Genomic DNA, 18585 nt, shown 5'->3' on the forward strand with positions numbered 1-18585 from the left:
ATTCGAACTTCATAAGTTTCAATAAGCGACTGAAATTAAAGCAGTAGCTATTCGAAGCTGGCATTACTGACGCACAATTCGAATATAACGTGGTGATAAACAAAATTCTCAATTTAATCCTTGCGGGTGGTGACAGCTACGCTGGTACTCCCCCCACTGGGAGGGCAATCCTACATACAAAAAATATCCCCCGCCGATACCCTGACGGGGGTTCTGATGGTTACTATTCAACCACGTGAATGTAGATTTTACCTTTAAGTATGGGATTATTACGACTACCATCATATAGATTGATAATTACGGTGCCTCGTTCCTTCCCTACAATTTTCCTGTATTGATCAAAGGGGTTCCCACTTTCGTTTACGAGATCCACTTTTCCTGTACTTGATGAGTCAATATCGAGTACTGTGCCTCTTTTCAATTTTTGAACAGAATTTCGCCCGTCTGTGTGGAAATGTTGAGCGTTGCACTCTCGGATTGAGCCTCACCCACATATCCATGAAGTTCATTGGAAACAACCGTTGTGGTATTTGTTTCTTTTTCAAGAGAAACTCGATTATCAATTTTTCCTAGTTTTGTTGATAGATTTACATATAGAGGTACTGATTGATTAGGTAGATCGAATTCGACGTTACCAAGGTTAGTAGATATGTTACTGCTTTTCATGCCAATTACATCCGTTACGGTGATGTTGCCGGCACTGCTGCTCACATTTAAGTGTTGGACCGACAATTCTGACTCAACGGATATGTTGCCAAATCCGTTATCTATTTCAAGGGAGTTGAAGTCTTTATAAGGAAGACGGATTGTTAACGATGGCAATGGCCCCGTATTTATGCTCTTCTTTTGTTCCTGTTTAAGCATAATCAATAATGTTCCATCTTTGATCGACGTAGTCACGTTGGTATCCATTCCTTTTGAATTGCCCTTGGATAGTTCCCATTCTGCTTGATTGATTTGTTTGTCGCCTATGACTGTAACTGTAGCAGCGTTACTCTTGATTTTTAGGGAATGAATGTTATTTACATCTATTTGAGAAATATCCCCTTGTACTGCATTCGATACATCTCCAATGTCCGATGTTTCTGAATTTACATTTATGTTCGTCGGTATAGAAGAGTTTTGCTGGGACGAACTTGGTGTACTAGTGACGGAGGATTCTTTCGTACATCCAGCGAGTACGATACTGGCAGCGACCAGGAGAATCATAGCTAACTTCATGTTGTTATTCAAATGTTTATCTTCCTTTCTTCTGCATTAGATCTGTTGATTAACCAGTGATTAGGAATAATCTTTGGAATCGCGTAAAAATATCAAATATACTCTCCCAAGTTAACGAATATCGATTTGATCAATTTTGCGAATCGCCATGTATCCGACCGCTATGCCAATCGCGGCTAGCAGAATTGGAACGATAATAATGTCATTCAAGTTGAATCCGCCACTGTCCGAGCAGGTCAGCAATACGATGATGACGGAGGATACAATAGTCGTCGGAATAGAATATTTGCGCATCCCGAAGTAGAGCGGAATCAGCGCCATGAAGCTTGCCGCCAGCGCATGGAAGCCTAATTTCGCAGCGTGCTGCAACACGAGCGTCAGCGTCAGTTCACCCGATACGAAATGTGTGAATGAGTTGATGACAAAATACAACGTACTCAAAATAATCATGGAAGCCACGATACATAAAAAGGTGAACGCGATCACGACCATAAGCTTAGCCGCAATGATTTTATGACGTTTGATCGGGTACGTGAACAAGACGGTAATCGTCTTATGATTGAACTCATCGATGACGAATCGCCCCAGCAAGACGGCCGCGAAAATAATAAATGTCCCTCTCACAAATACATCTATCATAGAAAACACCCTGCTATAATTTTCAAATACGTTTATGCCGTACATCTTCGGCGAATAGCTCATCAACATCATGAATCCGAAAATGATCAGAGTAGCGATCACCGCGCTGCGAATATACCCCATGATCTTAAATTTTCTTAGCTCCAGCTTCATCAAATTAAGCATGTACTCCACCTCCATTCAACACTTGCAAAAAGTAATCCTCTAACGAGCCGCTTCGTTTATGAATCGAATCAATAACCACTTCATTCATGATCAAGGTTTTAGTAATTTCGCTTTGTGCCATATGCTGGTCATAGATTCGTATGAATTGATTGTCGATGACTCGGATATTGTTCAATTGAAGTTTATCCGTTAAGACATAAGCAGCTCGGCTGCAATCCGTCGTCATGATCTCGATGTAATTCGTCGTCTCGCCGCGAATTTCGTCCATCGCAATCTCTCGCAGTAACCGACCGTCTTGAATGACGCCAATTGTATCCGCAATTTGCTCGATCTCGCCTAGAATGTGGCTGGAGATCAATAGCGTCGTGCCATATTCCTTGCACAACATGCGGAATACGTCTCTTAACTCTTTGATCCCTAGCGGATCGAGTCCATTGATCGGTTCGTCGAAAATAAGCAGCTCCGGTTTGGTCGTAATAGCGCGGGCGATCCCCAGGCGCTGTTTCATCCCGAGCGAGAAGGTCTTTACTTTCTTCTTGCCCGTATCGACCAGATTCACAAGTTCCAGCGCTTCATCAATCGCCTTCTTGTTGTAGTACCCCATATAATCGCAATGCAGTTCCAGATTCTCGCGGGCTGTCAGCTTATCATAGAACACCGGGTATTCAATAATTGTTCCCATGCGTCCCAGAAGATGATAGGAATTCGGCATTAGCTTCTCTCCAAATATCTCGATCTCCCCACTCGTCGGCTTGACGAGATTCGTAATCATCTTCATCACTGTCGTTTTTCCTGCGCCGTTGGGACCCAAGAATCCGTAGATTTCGCCTTTCTTCATATTCATATTGACATTCGAGACGACTTCCTGCCCTTGAAAAGCCTTGGTCAATCGATTCGTTCGTACTATATGCTCCATACTCTTTTCTCCTCTCGCTCTCTCATAACTATAGCTTACAGGACGTAATCCTCTTTTTTCTTACTTCACTCTTACGTATTTCTTAAGCTGACTCTATGTGCGATGATGCTCATAAAAAAACTCATGAAATGAGTTAACCCTCCTCAATTCATGAGCTAGTATTGTACTTTTTTCAATTGAACGGTAAACACCGTTAACTCATAAGGCTTGCTGCGGAGGTGGATGGACCCGCCCATACTCTCCACCAACCGCTTCGTAATGGTAAGACCCAGTCCGCTGCCTTGATAGAACTTATTCCGCGAATCTTCCAGCGTATACATCCGTTCAAACACATGATCGATATGCATCGCATCAATGCCCTTTCCCCGGTCCCATATATCCACATAGACAGAAGATTCATCTTCCCGGAGCGTCAAACCGAGCTGCTTGCCGTGATTGCCATATTGAATGCTGTTCGAGATCAGATTGTTCAGCACGCGGTGCAGCGCCTCATCATTACCGAAGCCATAAATAGGATGATCCGGGATCTCGATATGGACGAGGTAATCTTGCTCCGCAAGAATGTCGTAATAAGCCAGAATCGTCGTGCCGCAACGTTCATTCATGAGAATTCGGGTCATCGGCATATCTTGATCCCCGGACTCCAGCTTAGCCAAATCGAAGAAATCATGAATGAGCCCCAGCGTCTCTTGGGTTTTGACATACACTTTGCCCAGCAGACGTTCGCGCTCCTCTGCATGCATCGCCGGATCGAGATGGAGCATCTCAATATAACCCAGTACGACGGTCAAGGGGGTCTTCAGATCGTGCGAAATATTCGATACCATCTTTTTCATCGATATTTCCATTTTGGCATAGTCAGAGTACATCTGATGCTGCGTCTCCAAGAGCCGGTTGATCTCCATCAGCAGCGCTTTGAACTCCCGGTCGTTCGTCATGAGCAATAACTTCTCATGGGTAGCGAGGGATGATATGCGTTCGATCTCTGATCGCAACCGGCGCAATTGCTTGCGGTGGCCCACGCGATTAACAGCCTGATACATGACTAAACAGATAAGAATCGCGATCATCATCAATAGAATGAGCGTCATCTTAGCGACCTTCCCACTTGTAGCCAATGCCCCATAGCGTCTTAATATACCGCGGCTCTGACGGGTTATCTTCTATCTTGTCCCGCAGCCTGCTCATATGAACATTAATGACGTTCTCTTCGCCGTAATAGTCATCGTTCCATACCTTCGCGTAAATTTGTGCTTTCGTAAAGACGCGATTGGGATGCGCTGCGAATAGTCGCAGAATCTCGAACTCTTTGGATGTCAATTTTATCGGCTCTTCGTGCTTGAAGACGGCGAAATTATCGAAATCGATCCGTAAATCGCCCATGTTCAGGATGTTATGCTTCGGCGCAACCTTCGTCTCAACGCTCGCGTATTGCGTCGCTCGCCGGATGATCGCCTTCAGTCTCGCAGACAATTCGATCATCGAGAAAGGTTTCTCAATGTAGTCGTCTGCACCGAACCCGAGGCCTAACGCCTTGTCGATGTCGCTGTCCTTCGCGGACATAATCAAGATCGGCACATGGCTGTAAGCCCGAATGCGGCGGATGACTTCCATTCCATCTATCTTGGGCATCATAAGGTCGACGAGTAACAGATCGAATCGCCCCTGCGCCTGCTCGAATTTCCGAAGTCCCTCGTCGCCATCCCCGGCAACGGTCACCGCATATCCTTCTTTCGTTAAATAAGTCTCAACCATTTCTACAATGGCTTGATCATCTTCCATAATGAATATCGAATGATTTATAACGAACAATCCTCTCCACGCTTGCTATGACTTTTCATTTCATTAGTATAACAAAAAAGTACCGTAAGCTCATTATTGCTTTCCCCCGTCAGCTATGCCAACGGGGGTTTTTACTATTGTATCGGTTGCCCGAATGTTCTCCGACCTGCCCTACTTGTCGCTTTGCATCCGATTCCTTCCAATCTTAATCTATAGATTCTCCTGTTTCAAAGCATCAATAATGTTTGCCTTCTTTACTCTTATGCTCGCGTAATACATGGACAAGCTCACGATAACAAATACGGCCGCAATCACATACAGAATACTGGTCCATGGCACGATGAAACCGTACGAAAAACTATACATGAAGGATCGGTAGATCAACACCATAATCACTGCGCTGACCGGAAGCCCATAGGTTAGGGCCTTGATTCCATAAAATATGCTTTCGTAGTTCATCATTTTATTAAAGCTTTTCGGCGTCATCCCCACCGATCTCAGCATCGCAAATTCCCGTTTGCGAAGGGCAATGCTCGTCGAAATCGTGTTGAGAATATTCGCCATCGAAACCGCCGTAATTAATGCCACAAAACCATAAACAAATACGGACATTAACAGGATCTTTTGTTCGGAGCGCTGTCTTTGTTGAAATAAGTTCGAGACTTCCAGCTCTTTCTTCATTTCTTCGATGTCTTGCTGTGTTTTCAAAGGGTCTTTACTATTCAGGTAAAGTCCGGAATACGCTTTATCCTTACTTTTTTTCATTAACTGGTCGAAAACCGGTTCAGATACAACAAGATGAACTTCAAAGCTGCTTTGAACAAGTCCCATCGGGAATTGATCGGTTACCGCGGCAAGCTCCACTTTACTGACCGATTCCTCATTAGAATCCGTGGAGACGAGATCAAGCATTTCCCCTGCCCGGCCATGAATTCCTCTCGTTTCGATAATTTTGTCCTTTTTATCTCTATATGACATGACATCAATCAATATGGCGGTTGGGTGAGCGGGATTCGTTAGCTTGGCGTACTCGGTGCCGACCTTTTGGGCATAGGCTTTTAGCTTGTCTTCACTTAAAGCATTTACTTGTAGATTGTATTTATACCGCCCCTGATCAGGATCCCAAGGGGGTTTCGCCCCTTCAGGAATGGACTTCTCTGCAACCCAAGTGAAGACGCCGGACCACTGTTTAATCAGGCTGTATTCCGTAACGCCCTCCAACGACACAATCGATTTCACCAAACGCTCATCGAGCGTCGCCACTTCACCGTTCTTGTATACCCCAATATCATAGTTATAGCCTTTTTGGGAGACATCAAGCGATCTCTGCAGGTTGGAAGTGAAGAAGGACACGGATAGAAACAGCACGATACTAATGACAAGTGAGAAGACCGTAGCGTGATACCTGCGTTTGTTTCTTTTTAAATTTTTCAATCCGAATTCCGCTTCAATGCCGAATAACAGTTGGACCAGCTTCGAGGTTTTCACCGTTTTCCCCGTCAGCTTAATATCCATGGTTTGCCGAATCGCGTCGATAGCAGAAATTTTAGATGCTTTTTGGGCTGGAAGATACGTTGAAATGAATATCGTGACGATCGAGATCAGACAGGTCATGGCGAGCGATGAAGGTGTAACGACCAACGTCAGCTTTTCCGTAACGTCGATCGCAGCTTCGAGCATCGAGTTAATGAAGCGAAAGGTAATGCCGATTCCAATCAATCCGCAGATGATACCTAAGGGAATGCTAATGATGCCAATTACCGCTCCCTCAAAAAATACCGAATTTCTCTTCTGCCTTCTCGTTGCTCCAACACTCGACAGCATCCCTAGATAACGCGACCGTTCCGAGACGGAAATCGCAAAAGCATTGTAGATTAAGGAAACGGAGCCAATGATAATAACAAGCACCACAATGACGAATAGCGAGTTATAGGTTTTGCCTAACCCGCCACCCATTACGCCATAATAACGCAATAGAGACTCATTCGTTTTAAACGAGTTAATGTTGTTTTTAGCGGACAAGTCATTGGCATGAGCAAATACAGTGCCATCGACTTTCTTCAGGACCACGCTCGCATCAACGGTTTTGTTGGTGTCCACCATATTCTCGTCGACATAGGTAAGGGCCGTATACCCCGGCGCCCACGTCTGCTCCCACGAAGGACGTTTAATAAAGCCTACAACGGTATACGTTTCGGTTGTCGTATGAATTAAGGTTTCCGCGCTAGTCCCGTTGAAGAATCTTAAATGTTCGTTTTGAGAAAGGTTCGTATCGCCAGGATCGGCAGGATTCGAGCGCTGCCCGACATCAAGGGTTAGACGATCGCCAATCCGGTAAGTGACTTTGGCGTTCGTGGCAATAGCTTCCGAAAGGACGATCTCATTCGCTTGTTGAGGCAGACGCCCTTCACTCAATGCAATAGGGAAGTTTTTAAAGCCTTGGGCATTAAACGCTTTAATGAACAAATAAGGCTTGTTGATATTTTGGCTTCCTTGTAACAGGGCATAGCCGCGTTCCTTGGAAGTGATTAATTGTTGGGTTGCCGCATCCTGTTTGATTGCTTCGAGCTGATCTTTGTTGACGTTTTTGTACAGGACATGCCATTCTCCATACTCTTGAATCGTTTGCTTTTGCATTAACACCAGAAAAGAGGAGCCAAGCGTTATAACCGCCGTCACCATGGCCACGGAAATCATAACTCCGATCACGGTCACCAGCGTTTGCTTCTTATTTTTCATTAAATGTCGGAGCGTTAGCTTATGGATAATGTTCATGGCCGAATGACCTCGTCTTTGGCAATCTTCCCATCTTCAATGGCGATAATTCTGTCGGCTTGCAAAGCAATTCGTTCATCATGGGTGATCATAATCAGCGTCTGATGCAGGCTTTTGTTGAACATTTTCAATAAGTCAATGATTTCGCTGCCGTTTTTACTGTCCAGATTACCGGTTGGTTCGTCTGCCAGGATGATAGCGGGCTGATTCATCAACGCTCTGCCGATCGAGACCCGCTGCTGTTGGCCGCCGGAAAGCTGATTGGGCAGATGATTCAAGCGGTTTTGCAAATTCAGCGTCTTCACAATATCCTCAAACTGTTTCTGATCCACCTTATGCTGATCGAGCAAGAGCGGAAGCTGGATATTTTCTTCAACCGTTAAAATCGGAATTAGATTGTAAAATTGGTAAATTAAACCGATTTGTCTCCGTCTAAAAATCGCCAGCTGCGTTTCATCCAGACTGTACATGTCCGTACGGTCCACAAATACTTTTCCGCTTGTCGGTTTATCTACACCGCCTAGCATATGTAGAAGCGTCGACTTCCCCGATCCGGACGGACCGATGATGGCGACGAACTCCCCTTTGTCTACCGAGAAGGATACGTTATCAAGCGCTTTTACCGCCGTGTCACCTTTTCCATACACTTTAGACAGATGTTCGATCCTCAGAATTTCCATGCTGAACCCTCCATACGTTTGTCGATGGATTTAGTATATCTGCCCGAAGTGACTTTACAGTGACTTGAAAGTGACAGTCTAGTCACTTAGCCCTGGTTAGACGACTTGCTTGTAGAAGCGAATCCGAAATTGGGTTCCCTTATGAAGTTCACTCTGGACCTCTATATCTCCATTCTGCTTCGTTATAATGCTGTGAGCCAGCGAGAGACCGATGCCGCTGCTGCCCTCGCCGGCATTCTTTCCTTTATAAAAACGTTTAAAAATATGAGGGATCTCTTCCTTGGAGATACCTTTGCCATTATCTTCAATCCTAATCTCTGTAAATAGCGGGTTCTCCAAAAAGGAAATCGCGATGGTTCCGCCTGCTTGCGTATGCTCCACACCGTTTTTTAAAATATTGATTACCGCTTCGGTTGTCCAATTCAGATCGCCTAGAAATGAGACACTGTCATCGCCCGTTACCGAAACCGTCTGTTCTTTGATGTCTATCGGAATGAGAACGGGCTGTAACGCTTTTTCAATAAGCTTGGTTATTCTGACTTCATCTTTCTTGAACTGTACGGTGCCTGCGTCGATTTTCGAAAGCTTCAATAACGAAGAAACAAGCCAATCCAGCCGTTCGAGCTGAATACGAATATTGCGCGTAAATTCCGTTCTTTTCGCTTCGGGCAGCTTGGCGTCATCCAATAAGTCGGCCATGATCATCATGGAGGCTAGAGGCGCTTTGAGCTGATGGGATATATCCGAAATTGCGTCGGTAAGATGGATTTTGTCTTTATGCAAAAGGGCACTCTGCTCCGACAGCGTGACGGTTACTTTATAAATCGTATTTTTCAGAATGCTGAATTCCCCTTCCCGATTATCCCGGACGTCAAGGGAATAGTCGCCGCCGCTAATACGCCGCAAATAGCCGGACAACTTCTCAATCTCGCGATATCTCAACCTCGTAAACAGGAAGCTGCAGCCAATGAGCAAAATGGAAGTCATTAGAACGAGGACCACGGCAGCGGGCGAAAAAAAAGCCGCGGCGGCAAGCATAACCAGACTTATCGTGCACATCAACAAAAGTACGAGGCGGATCTCGCGATTACGCAGCATGCTACTCACCGACCTTATATCCTAAACCGCGTACGGTTTTAATGAACGTTGGATCTTTCGGATCATCCTCTAGTTTTTCCCTCAGCCTTTTAATGTAAACGGTTAGCGTATTGTCGTTGACGAAATCCCCGGCCACATCCCAAATTTGTTCCAAAAGCTGATTTCTGGAGAGGATCTGCCCGATATGGTTCGCGAAAATCAGCAATAACCGATACTCCAAAGCCGTCACTGGAATTTCATCGCCATGCTTATACACCTTGCCTTCAAGTGTATTGATCCGGATAGCATCTACTTCGATGATGGTTTTGGCCTGCGGCTGTTTCTGATATCTTCGCAAAACCGATTTTATCCGTGAGAGCAGCTCGCGAATTCGAAAAGGCTTCGTAATATAATCGTCCGCTCCCATATCAAGCCCCATCACGACATTGACTTCATCATCAACGGCTGTCAAGAAAATCACGGGAATATCACTTTGCTCCTTCACCATTTTACACAATTCATACCCGCTTCCATCCGGCAGCGATAAATCGAACAGACATAAAGCGAACTGATCCAACTGCTCGGCTATGACCTTTTTCGCAGATGCGACGTCATGGCACAGAACCGTGGAAAACTGGTCTTGCTGTAGAGAATACTCGAGTCCGGACGCGATAGTTTTATCATCTTCCACAAGCAAAATGTTCATTGGATCATCATCCTAATTTGAATTTTTGTGAAAAAGGACTATTAACTCATGATTGTATCATACAAAAAAGGGCATGATTAGCAAAGAAGCAGCCCCGGCTGCAATACCTGAAGCCTGAAATCTCAGCAAATATTGACATATAAACGGAGCCAACGGTATGATTTATATTAATTTCATTTCATAAGGTGGCCTATGAGAAAAAAATTACAAGTCTTCATATCGTCTACTTTTGCTGACCTGGTTGCAGAACGTCAAGCCGCTGTAGAAGCTGTACTTAAAGCTGGTCACATTCCTGCTGGAATTGGAATCGAGCCATTCTTTTTGGAAAGCCCCATGGAAACGATTAAGAGATGGATCGATGAATCCGATGTATATATCCTCATACTCGGAGGAATCTATGGAACCATGCTTCCCGATGATTCAAAGAGTTATACGCATTGGGAGTATGATTATGCCGGAGAACTAGGTAAACCAAGATTCGCGCTTGTTTTAACCGATGAAGCACTAAGACAAAAGCCATACGACTTTGTCGTCATGTCAGACTATGAGAAGTTCCAAGAGTTTAAGCAATCCGTAATGGAAGATGTATCCATATTTCATATTGCGGAAGAATGGCACGTTAGGTGGGTTATTCACGAAAAGTTGAAGGAGTATAGAGGAAGAGACGATTTGAATGGCTGGGTTTCCGGCAAGGACATACCAGATGTACAAAAGTTGTTGGAAGAGAATGCTAGATTAAATGCTGAGTTAGAGAAATATAAAAGAGCAGATAAATGATATGGACCTACATTGGTGTCCCAAAAGCCATGAAAATGGCTGCGGGACACCTTTTTTTATATCTTGAAACTATGGACAGATGTCCAGCATATAATATTACATCTGTTAGAGGGAGGGACTTTTCGAAATGTACAGTAGGTTGAGCGAATATCATGGCCAACACCTTATTCCTCCGATGTTAAATAAAATTTTGGAGCGGTGGACCGGGGAACCCAAAAAAACAGTTTATTTGTTAATCAACAAGTATGGTTTACCAAATGACGCAAGCTGGACAAAAATTACATGGTATAATAATGGTCCTTGGAAACGGACAGTTGTTCATCTTCATACAGTACCTCATAACACACCGACCCCCCATCTTGATTATTTAGCACAAACCATTGATTATAAAGTTCCGGTTCAATTTTTTGATGACTTAGCAAAGTTTGATGGTAGTTTATATCCAGACCGAACGGCTGGTGAAGCTACGGCTAAATGCGATCAAGAAGCGGCGAATTTTATGGCTTTGAACTTGATGAACGACATCATTACCGGCAAACGAACCGTAGAAGATGCACGTCATGCTGCAGTTGAAATTGAAAAAGCTTTTCGACTAAAAGGACAATCGTCACCTTACACCACAGGATTCCTATTTCCGAAACAATCTCATACCGCTGATCCCGATGTCGCCTATTTCTAAGTGATATATCTGTTATAACATTACTAAGCCGAGGAATAACTTTCTCGGTCTTCTTTGTTTTTGATACTAAACTGTCCGTTAGTACAACGCGGCTGCCGAACCATGCCGGCAACCGCGTTTTTTGTTATTTAGCTATAAAGTATCCGTTACTTCAAAAAATTATTTGGCCGGTGACGTGTTTTTTCCGCAGATTAAAAACTTGCCTAGCCCCAAGTACAGACATGGTTTGAATGTGACTGAATATCCAGCAAAGCCAAGAAAGGTCGTTCATCCTCATGAGAAAAAGATTGCTGGCAGTCATACTGCTAACGAGGAACGATTGCGCAACCACAACAGGCTGTTCAACTCTCAGTGACAAGACATAGGCTGATTAAAAGTTTTAAATTGCGGTTTTTGCCGATGAAAAGTGAGGAAGTCAGGGACGGGCAGTTATCTGAAGCAGGTGTTTTCAAAATAACGAGGATGATATAACGGCAATTGCGGATTTAAAACTGAAGATGTTTGAAGAAGTAGGTATCATTTACTGCTTACAGAGCACGTTTCACTTTTAGTTACCGTTCATCAGCTCAACTAAAGAGCAGTTTAGCGGAATGGGGATTAATCCCATATTTTTTTCATAAACAGGATGTTACTTTTCTAAAAGAACATGCAAAGATTTGGTAAATCCGAGCCAATGGTTCGGTATATCTTCGACGTTGTCGACATACACCGCTTTTAAAAACCGTGTAATGAAGCGTACTTGATTTTCAATAAGGATTTCTTTGATTTCTGACGGCTTTTCGGGTACTGAATAATTGCTCTTATACCCAAAATCGGCAAGCGATACAAACATTTCAGGGCTCTTCCTGTACCTGCAGTGCTTCGGAAATCGGGGCGAACTGCCGGAATCGTACTTGGACAACCGCACAGACTCCCAGTTTGTCGACAACAGAGGGCTCGCTTCTAGCTCCAGCACTGCAAAATGTTCGGAAGGCTCTCTTCGTTGATAAGTGGTCAGCATCTTGAGACATTCTTGCCTAGTCGGCCAAAAGAAAACATGCCGGTCCAGGTAAGATCTGAATTGTTCAATGGTGCATTCCCCCTCCATCATAGCTGCAGGAATACGAAGATGTGCATTGACAGTTAGTTCAAACCCTTCAAGATTTATTTGTTTGATTGCCAAGCGACGATCGCCTTCAGAGTGCGGCAAAATACGATGGCTTGACCATAAAGAATCAAAATGCGCTATTGCCGATAAATTTCTCGCTCTCGTAAAATGATATACGGATTTTCTACCTGCAGACTTTGTTATTCTGGCAATGTTAGTAGCGATGCCTGTGAGCATGTCACGAAATTTCTCCTTTTCAGAACTTGATGCGATAGCAAAAATGTCTCCTCTCGCTTATTATCGTTTCTTGGCTCCGCCCCTCTTTATTGCCTCCCTTCCCGGAAGGAACAGCGACGGGAACGTGATTCCACAGATCAGCGGACAAGTATTGCCTTTACTTCAACAAATCTGTCCCGTGTCGGTAAAGCTGACCTTGCCGGACCGCTCGTGACTGTTGACTAGTTTTGACGATCAATTTGAACAATGGATGAAGAGACGGCTTCCAACGGTTAGCGTCTCTTTCTTTGTAGACCCTATCATCAAGTATTTCCAAAAAAACTGCACTTCATAATGCATATATGCATGTTTGAAGCATAACACATAGGACCGCATGTAGCCTTCGGGGATTATCACCAAAAAAGTTTTCATCGTCTAGGGGTAATACCAGCGTAGCTGTCTCAGGGGCAAAGTAGATGGAAAATTTACCGAGCCATTTGCTGTCGGTAGCCTTCTCGTGCTATCGTATCCGTTGGCGTAATAGATGAAATTAATGTCCTCTCGCATAAGCTTCCAAGCCCTAAGAATGCACCTTGTCTTTCCTCTTCTTTTAATCCAAGTTCTAAGGATTTCTTATAATAAGCCACTGCTTCACTTTCTAATTCCAGAACATCGTGAATCCAAGCACATTGATACCAAATAGAGGGATTTAACGGGTGTTGTTCAAGTAATTCAAGCAATAACGATCGTGCCTCTTCAAAATTTCCTGACTCTCTTAATTGAATTGCAGCTTCTAATTCTTTCATGTTTATCATTCCTTACGCTATACATATATCCTGCCCGTTTCGTGTAACAAAGCCGCCATTCACGCGGCAGCCTTGTCATGGTATGAATCATTGCGGTATCGTAAAAAAACTATGTAACAATAAACCGTAATGGCTGACCTGTAACCCTTTTTCTCCAAATCATATGATCAGTCCCCTCGTTCCAATAATTAGGGAACAAATAGGTCGGCTCGCCAAATTTTTTTCTCCATATTTGTTGAGCATTCTTATAACCGCAATCCAAACAAAATTCTGAGATTCCTTTTCCTTGCAAGGTAAGAAATATCGCATTCAGCAGCAGATTTGCAACTCCATGCCCTTGGAAATTGGGATGCACATAAACAGTCCCAATCTCAAAGAGCATGTCCAATGCACCGTGTGTAAGGTCATGAATTAATTTGCTGGAAGGGCCATATTCAATCGTCCCGATGATTTTCTCGTTGTGGAGAGCGACATAAAAATATCTTTCTTTTCCATTCGATTCAAGATCTAAATGGAGAAGATTCCTTTTTTCTTCGATTTCTTTTTCCATATCATTTACTAAGTGGGATAATAGCCAATCTGCTCTTTTGTTATTCCACTGCCGTCTGCTATTAGCGGAATAATTCATCGGAAATAACTTCGTTAATCGTTCGTTGAGCCTCTTCTATTTTTGATACGTTGGTATTTGTGTGATCGGCAAGTGTGATCAACGCTTTCCACAACGCCCAACCACGGGCGCGATGCCATGTATAGTCATCGACCATGAGGCCTGCTCGGAAAGTTTCTCGGCTTTCCCCAGAGAAGAACGTCCACGCAATGGTTAAATCGCATGCGGGATCGCCAACCGCCGAACACCCAAAATCTATTACCGCGCATAAGCGCCCCTCTTTGACAAGTAGATTCGTAGGATGTACATCTCCATGAACCCAAACGGGTGGGATATTCCGTGTGGCCTTGAGGGCTGCTTCCCATATTTCTGTTGCGGCATCTGTATTGATCTTACCGTCTAGCATTGAAATTGCCTTACGTGTTTGCTCATCGTAAACACTTACCGAGGCGCCTCTATAAGAGTTATGGGGACCAGGCTGAGGACCACCGCTCGCATCAATTTTCTGCATGGCGCTAATGAATTGGGATAATTGATCTGCAAAATCATTATGACTATCGATACTGCCAAACGAAGCATTCCCCCCTTCAATCCATCCATAAATGGACCAATGCCACGGGTACTCGTTTGAAGGTACTCCCATCGCCAGCGGGGTGGGTATTGGGAGTGGCAGATGAGGAGCAAGTCGTGGCAACCATTGTTGTTCCTTTTCCACTTGCGCGGCATATCCCTCCGCGCTCGGCAGCCGAACACTCATCTCGTGACCGAGTCGAAATGTTCGGTTATCCCAGCCGCTTAAATCGACTGGTTTGACTCGGAGATGACTCCATTGTGGGAATTGCGCTGAAACCAATTGCTCCACTAAAGATACATTTATGTCGACCATTCGTACTTCCTCCTTCTCAAGACGGTTGTTCATTTCGAAATCAAAATCATTGATGTTATCGTAGATTTATATCATTGATTATATTTAAAAGTTTACAAGGCAACAAGGCATATGATTACTATAATCATTTTCAACCTGTACTAAAGAGACTATAACTAATCTGCCCGTTACTTCAATAGACATCAAGAGGAGCTGCCCTTACGGCAGCTCCTCGCTATCGTTATCCGTTAGCTTAACGAACTTAAAATGGGTATCGCTTTTCACTTTCTGCTTTATTTTTTATATATTCGTTTCGCCGCATGAGTAAACGTTCCATATACGATCGTAAAAACATCACGTCTGTTAACTTACCAAGTAGTCCAAAAGGTGACGTGTAATCGAATTTATCTGTCATCAACGTACCACCATTTTGTCTTTCAAATGTATGTTCGTGCCTAAACCTTTTAAAAGCACCGCTGACCATCTCATCTACGAATTTATGAGGTGGGTCAAACTCAGTAATGATTGATGTTAGTTGTTGGCGAATGCCGAAATGCGTAGCTTCCCAAGTCACAGTTTCCCCTGCTGTAATTAACCCGCTTGTACGACCTTTTATCGCTCTTTCATTTGTGTGTGAGGTCGATTCCATGTGGAGATCAATGCTGCGGGACAAATCAAAACATACCTCAATAGGTGCGTTAATGAACAGGGATAATTGTATAATTGGCAAGAGTCCCCCCCTCCCTCTTCATAGGCTATTGACCCAATTTTATCATTTTTGCTACGAGATATAATATATAGTTTTCTTCATACCTTCCCAATAAAAATACTGATAAAACGCTGTTGGCACAGCACAAGTTGCTGTGGCTATACATATATCCTGCCCGTTTCGTGTAACAGAGCCGCCGTTCACGCGGCTTTAAAGATCACTTTTAACGGATATGCTGTCCTATTGGCAATGTCACCGTAGGGGTTTAAATAGGAAAACGAGATGGCTTGCTTTTTGATTATGGCTTCTTTCAACGTTTCAAATCTTTCGTGATCCGGTTCCCGGTTAGCCCAATGCGAGAAATCAATCTCAATCCAACTATTACTTGTTTTATCAAAAAGAGTTCGGAGCTTCGAAAGAATACCGCTGACATCAATATGATCTGTGGACGACAAGCTTTGCAGTGCAAATAATACGTGATGCTGTTCTTCCTCGGTTAGCACAGTCTTATTCAAAACATAATGGTCAAGGATCGATATTCCCCCGCCTTTTCCCTGCAAGGTATAAATGGGAATACCTGCCGCCGATAAAGTCTCAATATCGCGCAGTATCGTTCTCACGGAGACCTCAAAATGTTCCGCTAATTCTTTTGAGGTTGCTTGTTTCTTATCCAGTAATAGATATATGATTCCAAACAGTCTATTAATTTGCACCATGTTTCTCCAAAATTAGATGTTCTAAATCTCCCCTCTAGAGAAAAACGAATGATTTTATTCAACGATTTATTTCAACAGTTAACCGCGTTATCCTACCCGTCAACTTAAAACGACCCGCCAGCGGAATTGATCTTCGATCCTTCTATTCTGGATGCCTGTTAGTCTTATTCTTGAACGGGGGCATTGAGTGCCTTATAATTGCCGATCTCCTCTTTAATGATTCTTTGAAGCAATCGCACAGATGATTCAGCAGCGTAGTTGCACTGGCGAGGCTGCAAAAGGCCGATCGGAATGTGGGGCAATTCTAACTCCACGTCAATCCTCTCAACCTCCGGAATCAACGGAGTGGACTCCAGCACGACGCCGACAGCAAGCGTTTCTTTGACGTAATTGGGGATGGCAGGGATTCGACTAATCATATTCAGTTGAAGAGGTGACTCTCTGTACCGGGACAGATATTTGGAGAACTGCAGATGGTATAGGCATGTGCTCCCCCCTGCAGTTAGCGGATAGTCTAAGACGTCCTCGAAGGATACATGGCTTCTTCGACACAGCGGGTGATTGCGATCCGCGATGAGAATTGTATTCTCATAATAAAATGGCTCGAAGTAAAATGCGTGCGGTTCAGACGGCTCACCACAGATGGCAAAATCGAGCTCGTCATGCAGAAGGGATTGCGCAAGGGAATCAGTATTCCCTGTTATGATCTGGTAGGCCATGCGTGGCTTTTGCTGCTGGAATCTGCGGACAGATTGGGAAATCACGCTGTCCACCAAGGATTCGATTCCGCCGACTCGCAAACTGCCGATTTCGTCGTGTTGCAGCGCCCGTGCAAGTTCGGCGACATTATTCCAATGCTGAATCAGGTTATCCACTTCCGTCGCAAATACCCGTCCGGCACTTGTCAGTTGTACGTCCCACCCCCTTTTGAAGAGCTGTACGCCTAGTTCCTTCTCTAACCGCTGAATCTGATTCGTTACGGTCGATTGAGCATAATTTAATTTCTCCGCAGCTCGAGAGAAGGTTCCTTCTTGAACAATAGTTTGAAAAGCGGTCAGTTCTTTTAAATCCATATCTGCCTCCTCAATCGAATTATTTGATATAGTTTATAATCTTATTCCATTATACAAATAAATAGACAGGAAGTACAATGAGGGTATCTCAATTAAGGAGTGATTAAGATGCCCTTCATTCGTGTCAGTTATTTGGAACAGCAATATGAATCCCATCAGTTAAAGCGGATCAGTCAAACGATTATGGAAGCCTTAATCGCACACTTCAATGTGCCGGTGGACGATTGCTTCCAAGTATTCCATGCCCATAAGCGTGAAGAATTCGTTTACAGCAGAAATTATCTGAACGTAGAGCGAAGTGACGGACTGCTGTTCATTCAAATTACTTGCAAGTCAGGAAGAACGACCGAGCAGAAGACTAGCTTATACAAGACACTAGCAACAAAATTGTCGACGACTCTTCCCATGAGAAAAGAAGATGTGTTCGTCGTGCTCGTCGATACCGAATTCGAGGATTGGTCGTTCGGGAACGGCGTTGCCCAGATGCTTCAGAGAACGACAGAGGAGGTGTAATCTATGGCGCATCGGAAAATCAAGTCCAAGGCAATGGAATCGTATGGGGATCTTGCCCCAGCATTCGTCATGTATTCGGAGAACGTGCTGTTCGGGGACGTGTGGAGAAGAGAGCAGTTATCTCTGCGGGATCGCAGTATAATTACGGTTACTGCATTAGTGGCAGGAGGCATGACCGAACAGCTCCCCTACCACTTTCGCTTAGCTGAGGAGAATGGACTGAAGCCGGAGGAATTGGTGGAAGCCATCACGCATCTTGCCTTCTACACAGGTTGGCCGCGTGCCGCTTCAGCGTTAACGGTTGCTAAGAAAGTCTTTGAAAAACAAAGTGAAGATTAAAGTTACTGAATGGGAAAAAGCCGCCGATAGATAGGCGGCCTTTTTTACGACCTGCCGTTACAAACAGCGCGGGGATCCTTATCATAGATAGTGAACAGCATTGAACACTCCCACCACCTGCGCTAATGGCGCTGAGGTGGGGGATTCTTGCGAACAGAGAAGCATCCTTCTCTTCTTGAGCAAGCGATCCCTGCGGTTCCCGCAGTTCAGCTGGGCTTCGCCAACAAACGCAGTCCT

At 44.3% G+C, this 18585-nt stretch carries 20 protein-coding genes; 4 read left to right on the forward strand and 16 right to left on the reverse strand.

The window, feature by feature from the left end; genetic code table 11:
* Positions 1-417: 417 nt before the first annotated feature.
* From ET33_RS18030 to ET33_RS18070, 9 genes are all read right to left on the reverse strand, one after another.
* Positions 418-1233 (reverse strand): DUF4097 family beta strand repeat-containing protein, encoded by an 816-nt coding sequence (locus ET33_RS18030; RefSeq protein ID WP_036684686.1) that lies wholly within the window; start codon positions 1231-1233, stop codon positions 418-420.
* A 99-nt stretch (positions 1234-1332) separates the two neighbouring features.
* Positions 1333-2025, reverse strand: coding sequence for an ABC transporter permease (locus tag ET33_RS18035; protein WP_036684688.1), 693 nt, complete (start codon positions 2023-2025; stop codon positions 1333-1335).
* A complete protein-coding gene (locus tag ET33_RS18040) occupies positions 2018-2941 on the reverse strand; it encodes an ABC transporter ATP-binding protein (protein WP_036684690.1) in 924 nt (307 codons plus the stop codon). Before ET33_RS18040 ends, ET33_RS18035 begins: the two co-directional genes overlap by 8 nt.
* 155 nt (positions 2942-3096) lie before the next feature.
* Positions 3097-4032, reverse strand: a complete 936-nt coding sequence (locus ET33_RS18045; RefSeq protein WP_036684692.1) for a HAMP domain-containing histidine kinase — start codon at positions 4030-4032, stop codon at positions 3097-3099.
* A 1-nt stretch (position 4033) separates the two neighbouring features.
* Positions 4034-4723, reverse strand: coding sequence for a response regulator transcription factor (locus ET33_RS18050; protein WP_036684695.1), 690 nt, complete (start codon positions 4721-4723; stop codon positions 4034-4036).
* Positions 4724-4933: 210 nt separating this feature from the next.
* Positions 4934-7498, reverse strand: coding sequence for an ABC transporter permease (locus ET33_RS18055; RefSeq protein ID WP_036684697.1), 2565 nt, complete (start codon positions 7496-7498; stop codon positions 4934-4936).
* Positions 7495-8178, reverse strand: a complete 684-nt coding sequence (locus ET33_RS18060; RefSeq protein ID WP_036684700.1) for an ABC transporter ATP-binding protein — start codon at positions 8176-8178, stop codon at positions 7495-7497. The genes ET33_RS18055 and ET33_RS18060 overlap by 4 nt, the downstream gene beginning before the upstream one ends.
* 96 nt (positions 8179-8274) lie before the next feature.
* A complete protein-coding gene (locus ET33_RS18065) occupies positions 8275-9276 on the reverse strand; it encodes a sensor histidine kinase (RefSeq protein WP_036684702.1) in 1002 nt (333 codons plus the stop codon).
* 1 nt (position 9277) lies between these two features.
* Positions 9278-9961 (reverse strand): response regulator transcription factor, encoded by a 684-nt coding sequence (locus tag ET33_RS18070; RefSeq protein WP_036684704.1) that lies wholly within the window; start codon positions 9959-9961, stop codon positions 9278-9280.
* Between the two features lie 192 nt (positions 9962-10153).
* On the opposite strand from ET33_RS18070, the gene ET33_RS18075 reads away from it, so the two are divergent.
* Together ET33_RS18075 and ET33_RS18080 are read left to right on the forward strand one after the other, a co-directional pair.
* The gene (locus ET33_RS18075) at positions 10154-10738 is read left to right on the forward strand and encodes a DUF4062 domain-containing protein (RefSeq protein WP_036684706.1); all 585 of its coding nucleotides are present in this window, start codon (positions 10154-10156) and stop codon (positions 10736-10738) included.
* A 127-nt stretch (positions 10739-10865) separates the two neighbouring features.
* Positions 10866-11417 carry a hypothetical protein gene (locus ET33_RS18080; protein ID WP_036684708.1) on the forward strand — a complete coding sequence of 184 codons (552 nt, stop codon included), beginning with the start codon at positions 10866-10868 and terminating at the stop codon, positions 11415-11417.
* Between the two features lie 628 nt (positions 11418-12045).
* Here the strand turns inward: ET33_RS18080 and ET33_RS38490 are convergent.
* From ET33_RS38490 to ET33_RS18115, 7 genes are all read right to left on the reverse strand, one after another.
* Positions 12046-12741, reverse strand: a complete 696-nt coding sequence (locus ET33_RS38490; RefSeq protein WP_152570665.1) for a DUF7002 family protein — start codon at positions 12739-12741, stop codon at positions 12046-12048.
* Positions 12742-13205: 464 nt separating this feature from the next.
* Complete coding sequence (locus tag ET33_RS18090) at positions 13206-13526, reverse strand: tetratricopeptide repeat protein (RefSeq protein WP_179223733.1); 321 nt, start codon at positions 13524-13526, stop codon at positions 13206-13208.
* A gap of 109 nt (positions 13527-13635) precedes the next feature.
* Entirely contained in the window at positions 13636-14154 is a 519-nt protein-coding gene (locus tag ET33_RS18095) for a GNAT family N-acetyltransferase (RefSeq protein ID WP_051775420.1), read from the reverse strand.
* Positions 14138-15019, reverse strand: a complete 882-nt coding sequence (locus ET33_RS18100) for an aminoglycoside phosphotransferase family protein (protein ID WP_036684713.1) — start codon at positions 15017-15019, stop codon at positions 14138-14140. The genes ET33_RS18095 and ET33_RS18100 overlap by 17 nt, the downstream gene beginning before the upstream one ends.
* A gap of 241 nt (positions 15020-15260) precedes the next feature.
* Positions 15261-15728: an SRPBCC family protein gene (locus ET33_RS18105; RefSeq protein ID WP_036684715.1), complete on the reverse strand. Its 468-nt coding sequence runs from the start codon at positions 15726-15728 to the stop codon at positions 15261-15263.
* Positions 15729-15907: 179 nt separating this feature from the next.
* On the reverse strand, positions 15908-16423 hold the full coding sequence (locus tag ET33_RS18110; protein WP_051775422.1) for a helix-turn-helix transcriptional regulator: 516 nt from the start codon (positions 16421-16423) through the stop codon (positions 15908-15910).
* Positions 16424-16587: 164 nt separating this feature from the next.
* On the reverse strand, positions 16588-17496 hold the full coding sequence (locus ET33_RS18115; RefSeq protein ID WP_036684717.1) for a LysR family transcriptional regulator: 909 nt from the start codon (positions 17494-17496) through the stop codon (positions 16588-16590).
* Positions 17497-17604: 108 nt separating this feature from the next.
* Here ET33_RS18115 and ET33_RS18120 point away from each other — a divergent pair, with 108 nt between their 5' ends.
* Both ET33_RS18120 and ET33_RS18125 read left to right on the forward strand, forming a co-directional pair.
* Positions 17605-18009 (forward strand): tautomerase family protein, encoded by a 405-nt coding sequence (locus ET33_RS18120; RefSeq protein ID WP_036684720.1) that lies wholly within the window; start codon positions 17605-17607, stop codon positions 18007-18009.
* A 3-nt stretch (positions 18010-18012) separates the two neighbouring features.
* Entirely contained in the window at positions 18013-18348 is a 336-nt protein-coding gene (locus ET33_RS18125; protein ID WP_036684723.1) for a carboxymuconolactone decarboxylase family protein, read from the forward strand.
* Positions 18349-18585: the final 237 nt, after the last annotated feature.

It is taken from the genome of Paenibacillus tyrphae (assembly GCF_000722545.1).
GTDB lineage: Bacteria > Bacillota > Bacilli > Paenibacillales > NBRC-103111 > Paenibacillus_G > Paenibacillus_G tyrfis.

Coding starts and splice junctions, on each gene's coding strand:
- ET33_RS18035 (WP_036684688.1), bottom strand. CDS start 2,025: ATGCTTAATTTGATGAAGCTGGAGCTAAGAAAATTTAAGATCATGGGG.
- ET33_RS18040 (WP_036684690.1), bottom strand. CDS start 2,941: ATGGAGCATATAGTACGAACGAATCGATTGACCAAGGCTTTTCAAGGG.
- ET33_RS18045 (WP_036684692.1), bottom strand. CDS start 4,032: ATGACGCTCATTCTATTGATGATGATCGCGATTCTTATCTGTTTAGTC.
- ET33_RS18050 (WP_036684695.1), bottom strand. CDS start 4,723: ATGGAAGATGATCAAGCCATTGTAGAAATGGTTGAGACTTATTTAACG.
- ET33_RS18055 (WP_036684697.1), bottom strand. CDS start 7,498: ATGAACATTATCCATAAGCTAACGCTCCGACATTTAATGAAAAATAAG.
- ET33_RS18060 (WP_036684700.1), bottom strand. CDS start 8,178: ATGGAAATTCTGAGGATCGAACATCTGTCTAAAGTGTATGGAAAAGGT.
- ET33_RS18065 (WP_036684702.1), bottom strand. CDS start 9,276: ATGCTGCGTAATCGCGAGATCCGCCTCGTACTTTTGTTGATGTGCACG.
- ET33_RS18070 (WP_036684704.1), bottom strand. CDS start 9,961: ATGAACATTTTGCTTGTGGAAGATGATAAAACTATCGCGTCCGGACTC.
- ET33_RS18075 (WP_036684706.1), top strand. CDS start 10,154: ATGAGAAAAAAATTACAAGTCTTCATATCGTCTACTTTTGCTGACCTG.
- ET33_RS18080 (WP_036684708.1), top strand. CDS start 10,866: ATGTACAGTAGGTTGAGCGAATATCATGGCCAACACCTTATTCCTCCG.
- ET33_RS38490 (WP_152570665.1), bottom strand. CDS start 12,741: ATGCTCACAGGCATCGCTACTAACATTGCCAGAATAACAAAGTCTGCA.
- ET33_RS18090 (WP_179223733.1), bottom strand. CDS start 13,526: ATGAAAGAATTAGAAGCTGCAATTCAATTAAGAGAGTCAGGAAATTTT.
- ET33_RS18095 (WP_051775420.1), bottom strand. CDS start 14,154: ATGAATTATTCCGCTAATAGCAGACGGCAGTGGAATAACAAAAGAGCA.
- ET33_RS18100 (WP_036684713.1), bottom strand. CDS start 15,019: ATGGTCGACATAAATGTATCTTTAGTGGAGCAATTGGTTTCAGCGCAA.
- ET33_RS18110 (WP_051775422.1), bottom strand. CDS start 16,423: ATGGTGCAAATTAATAGACTGTTTGGAATCATATATCTATTACTGGAT.
- ET33_RS18115 (WP_036684717.1), bottom strand. CDS start 17,496: ATGGATTTAAAAGAACTGACCGCTTTTCAAACTATTGTTCAAGAAGGA.
- ET33_RS18120 (WP_036684720.1), top strand. CDS start 17,605: ATGCCCTTCATTCGTGTCAGTTATTTGGAACAGCAATATGAATCCCAT.
- ET33_RS18125 (WP_036684723.1), top strand. CDS start 18,013: ATGGCGCATCGGAAAATCAAGTCCAAGGCAATGGAATCGTATGGGGAT.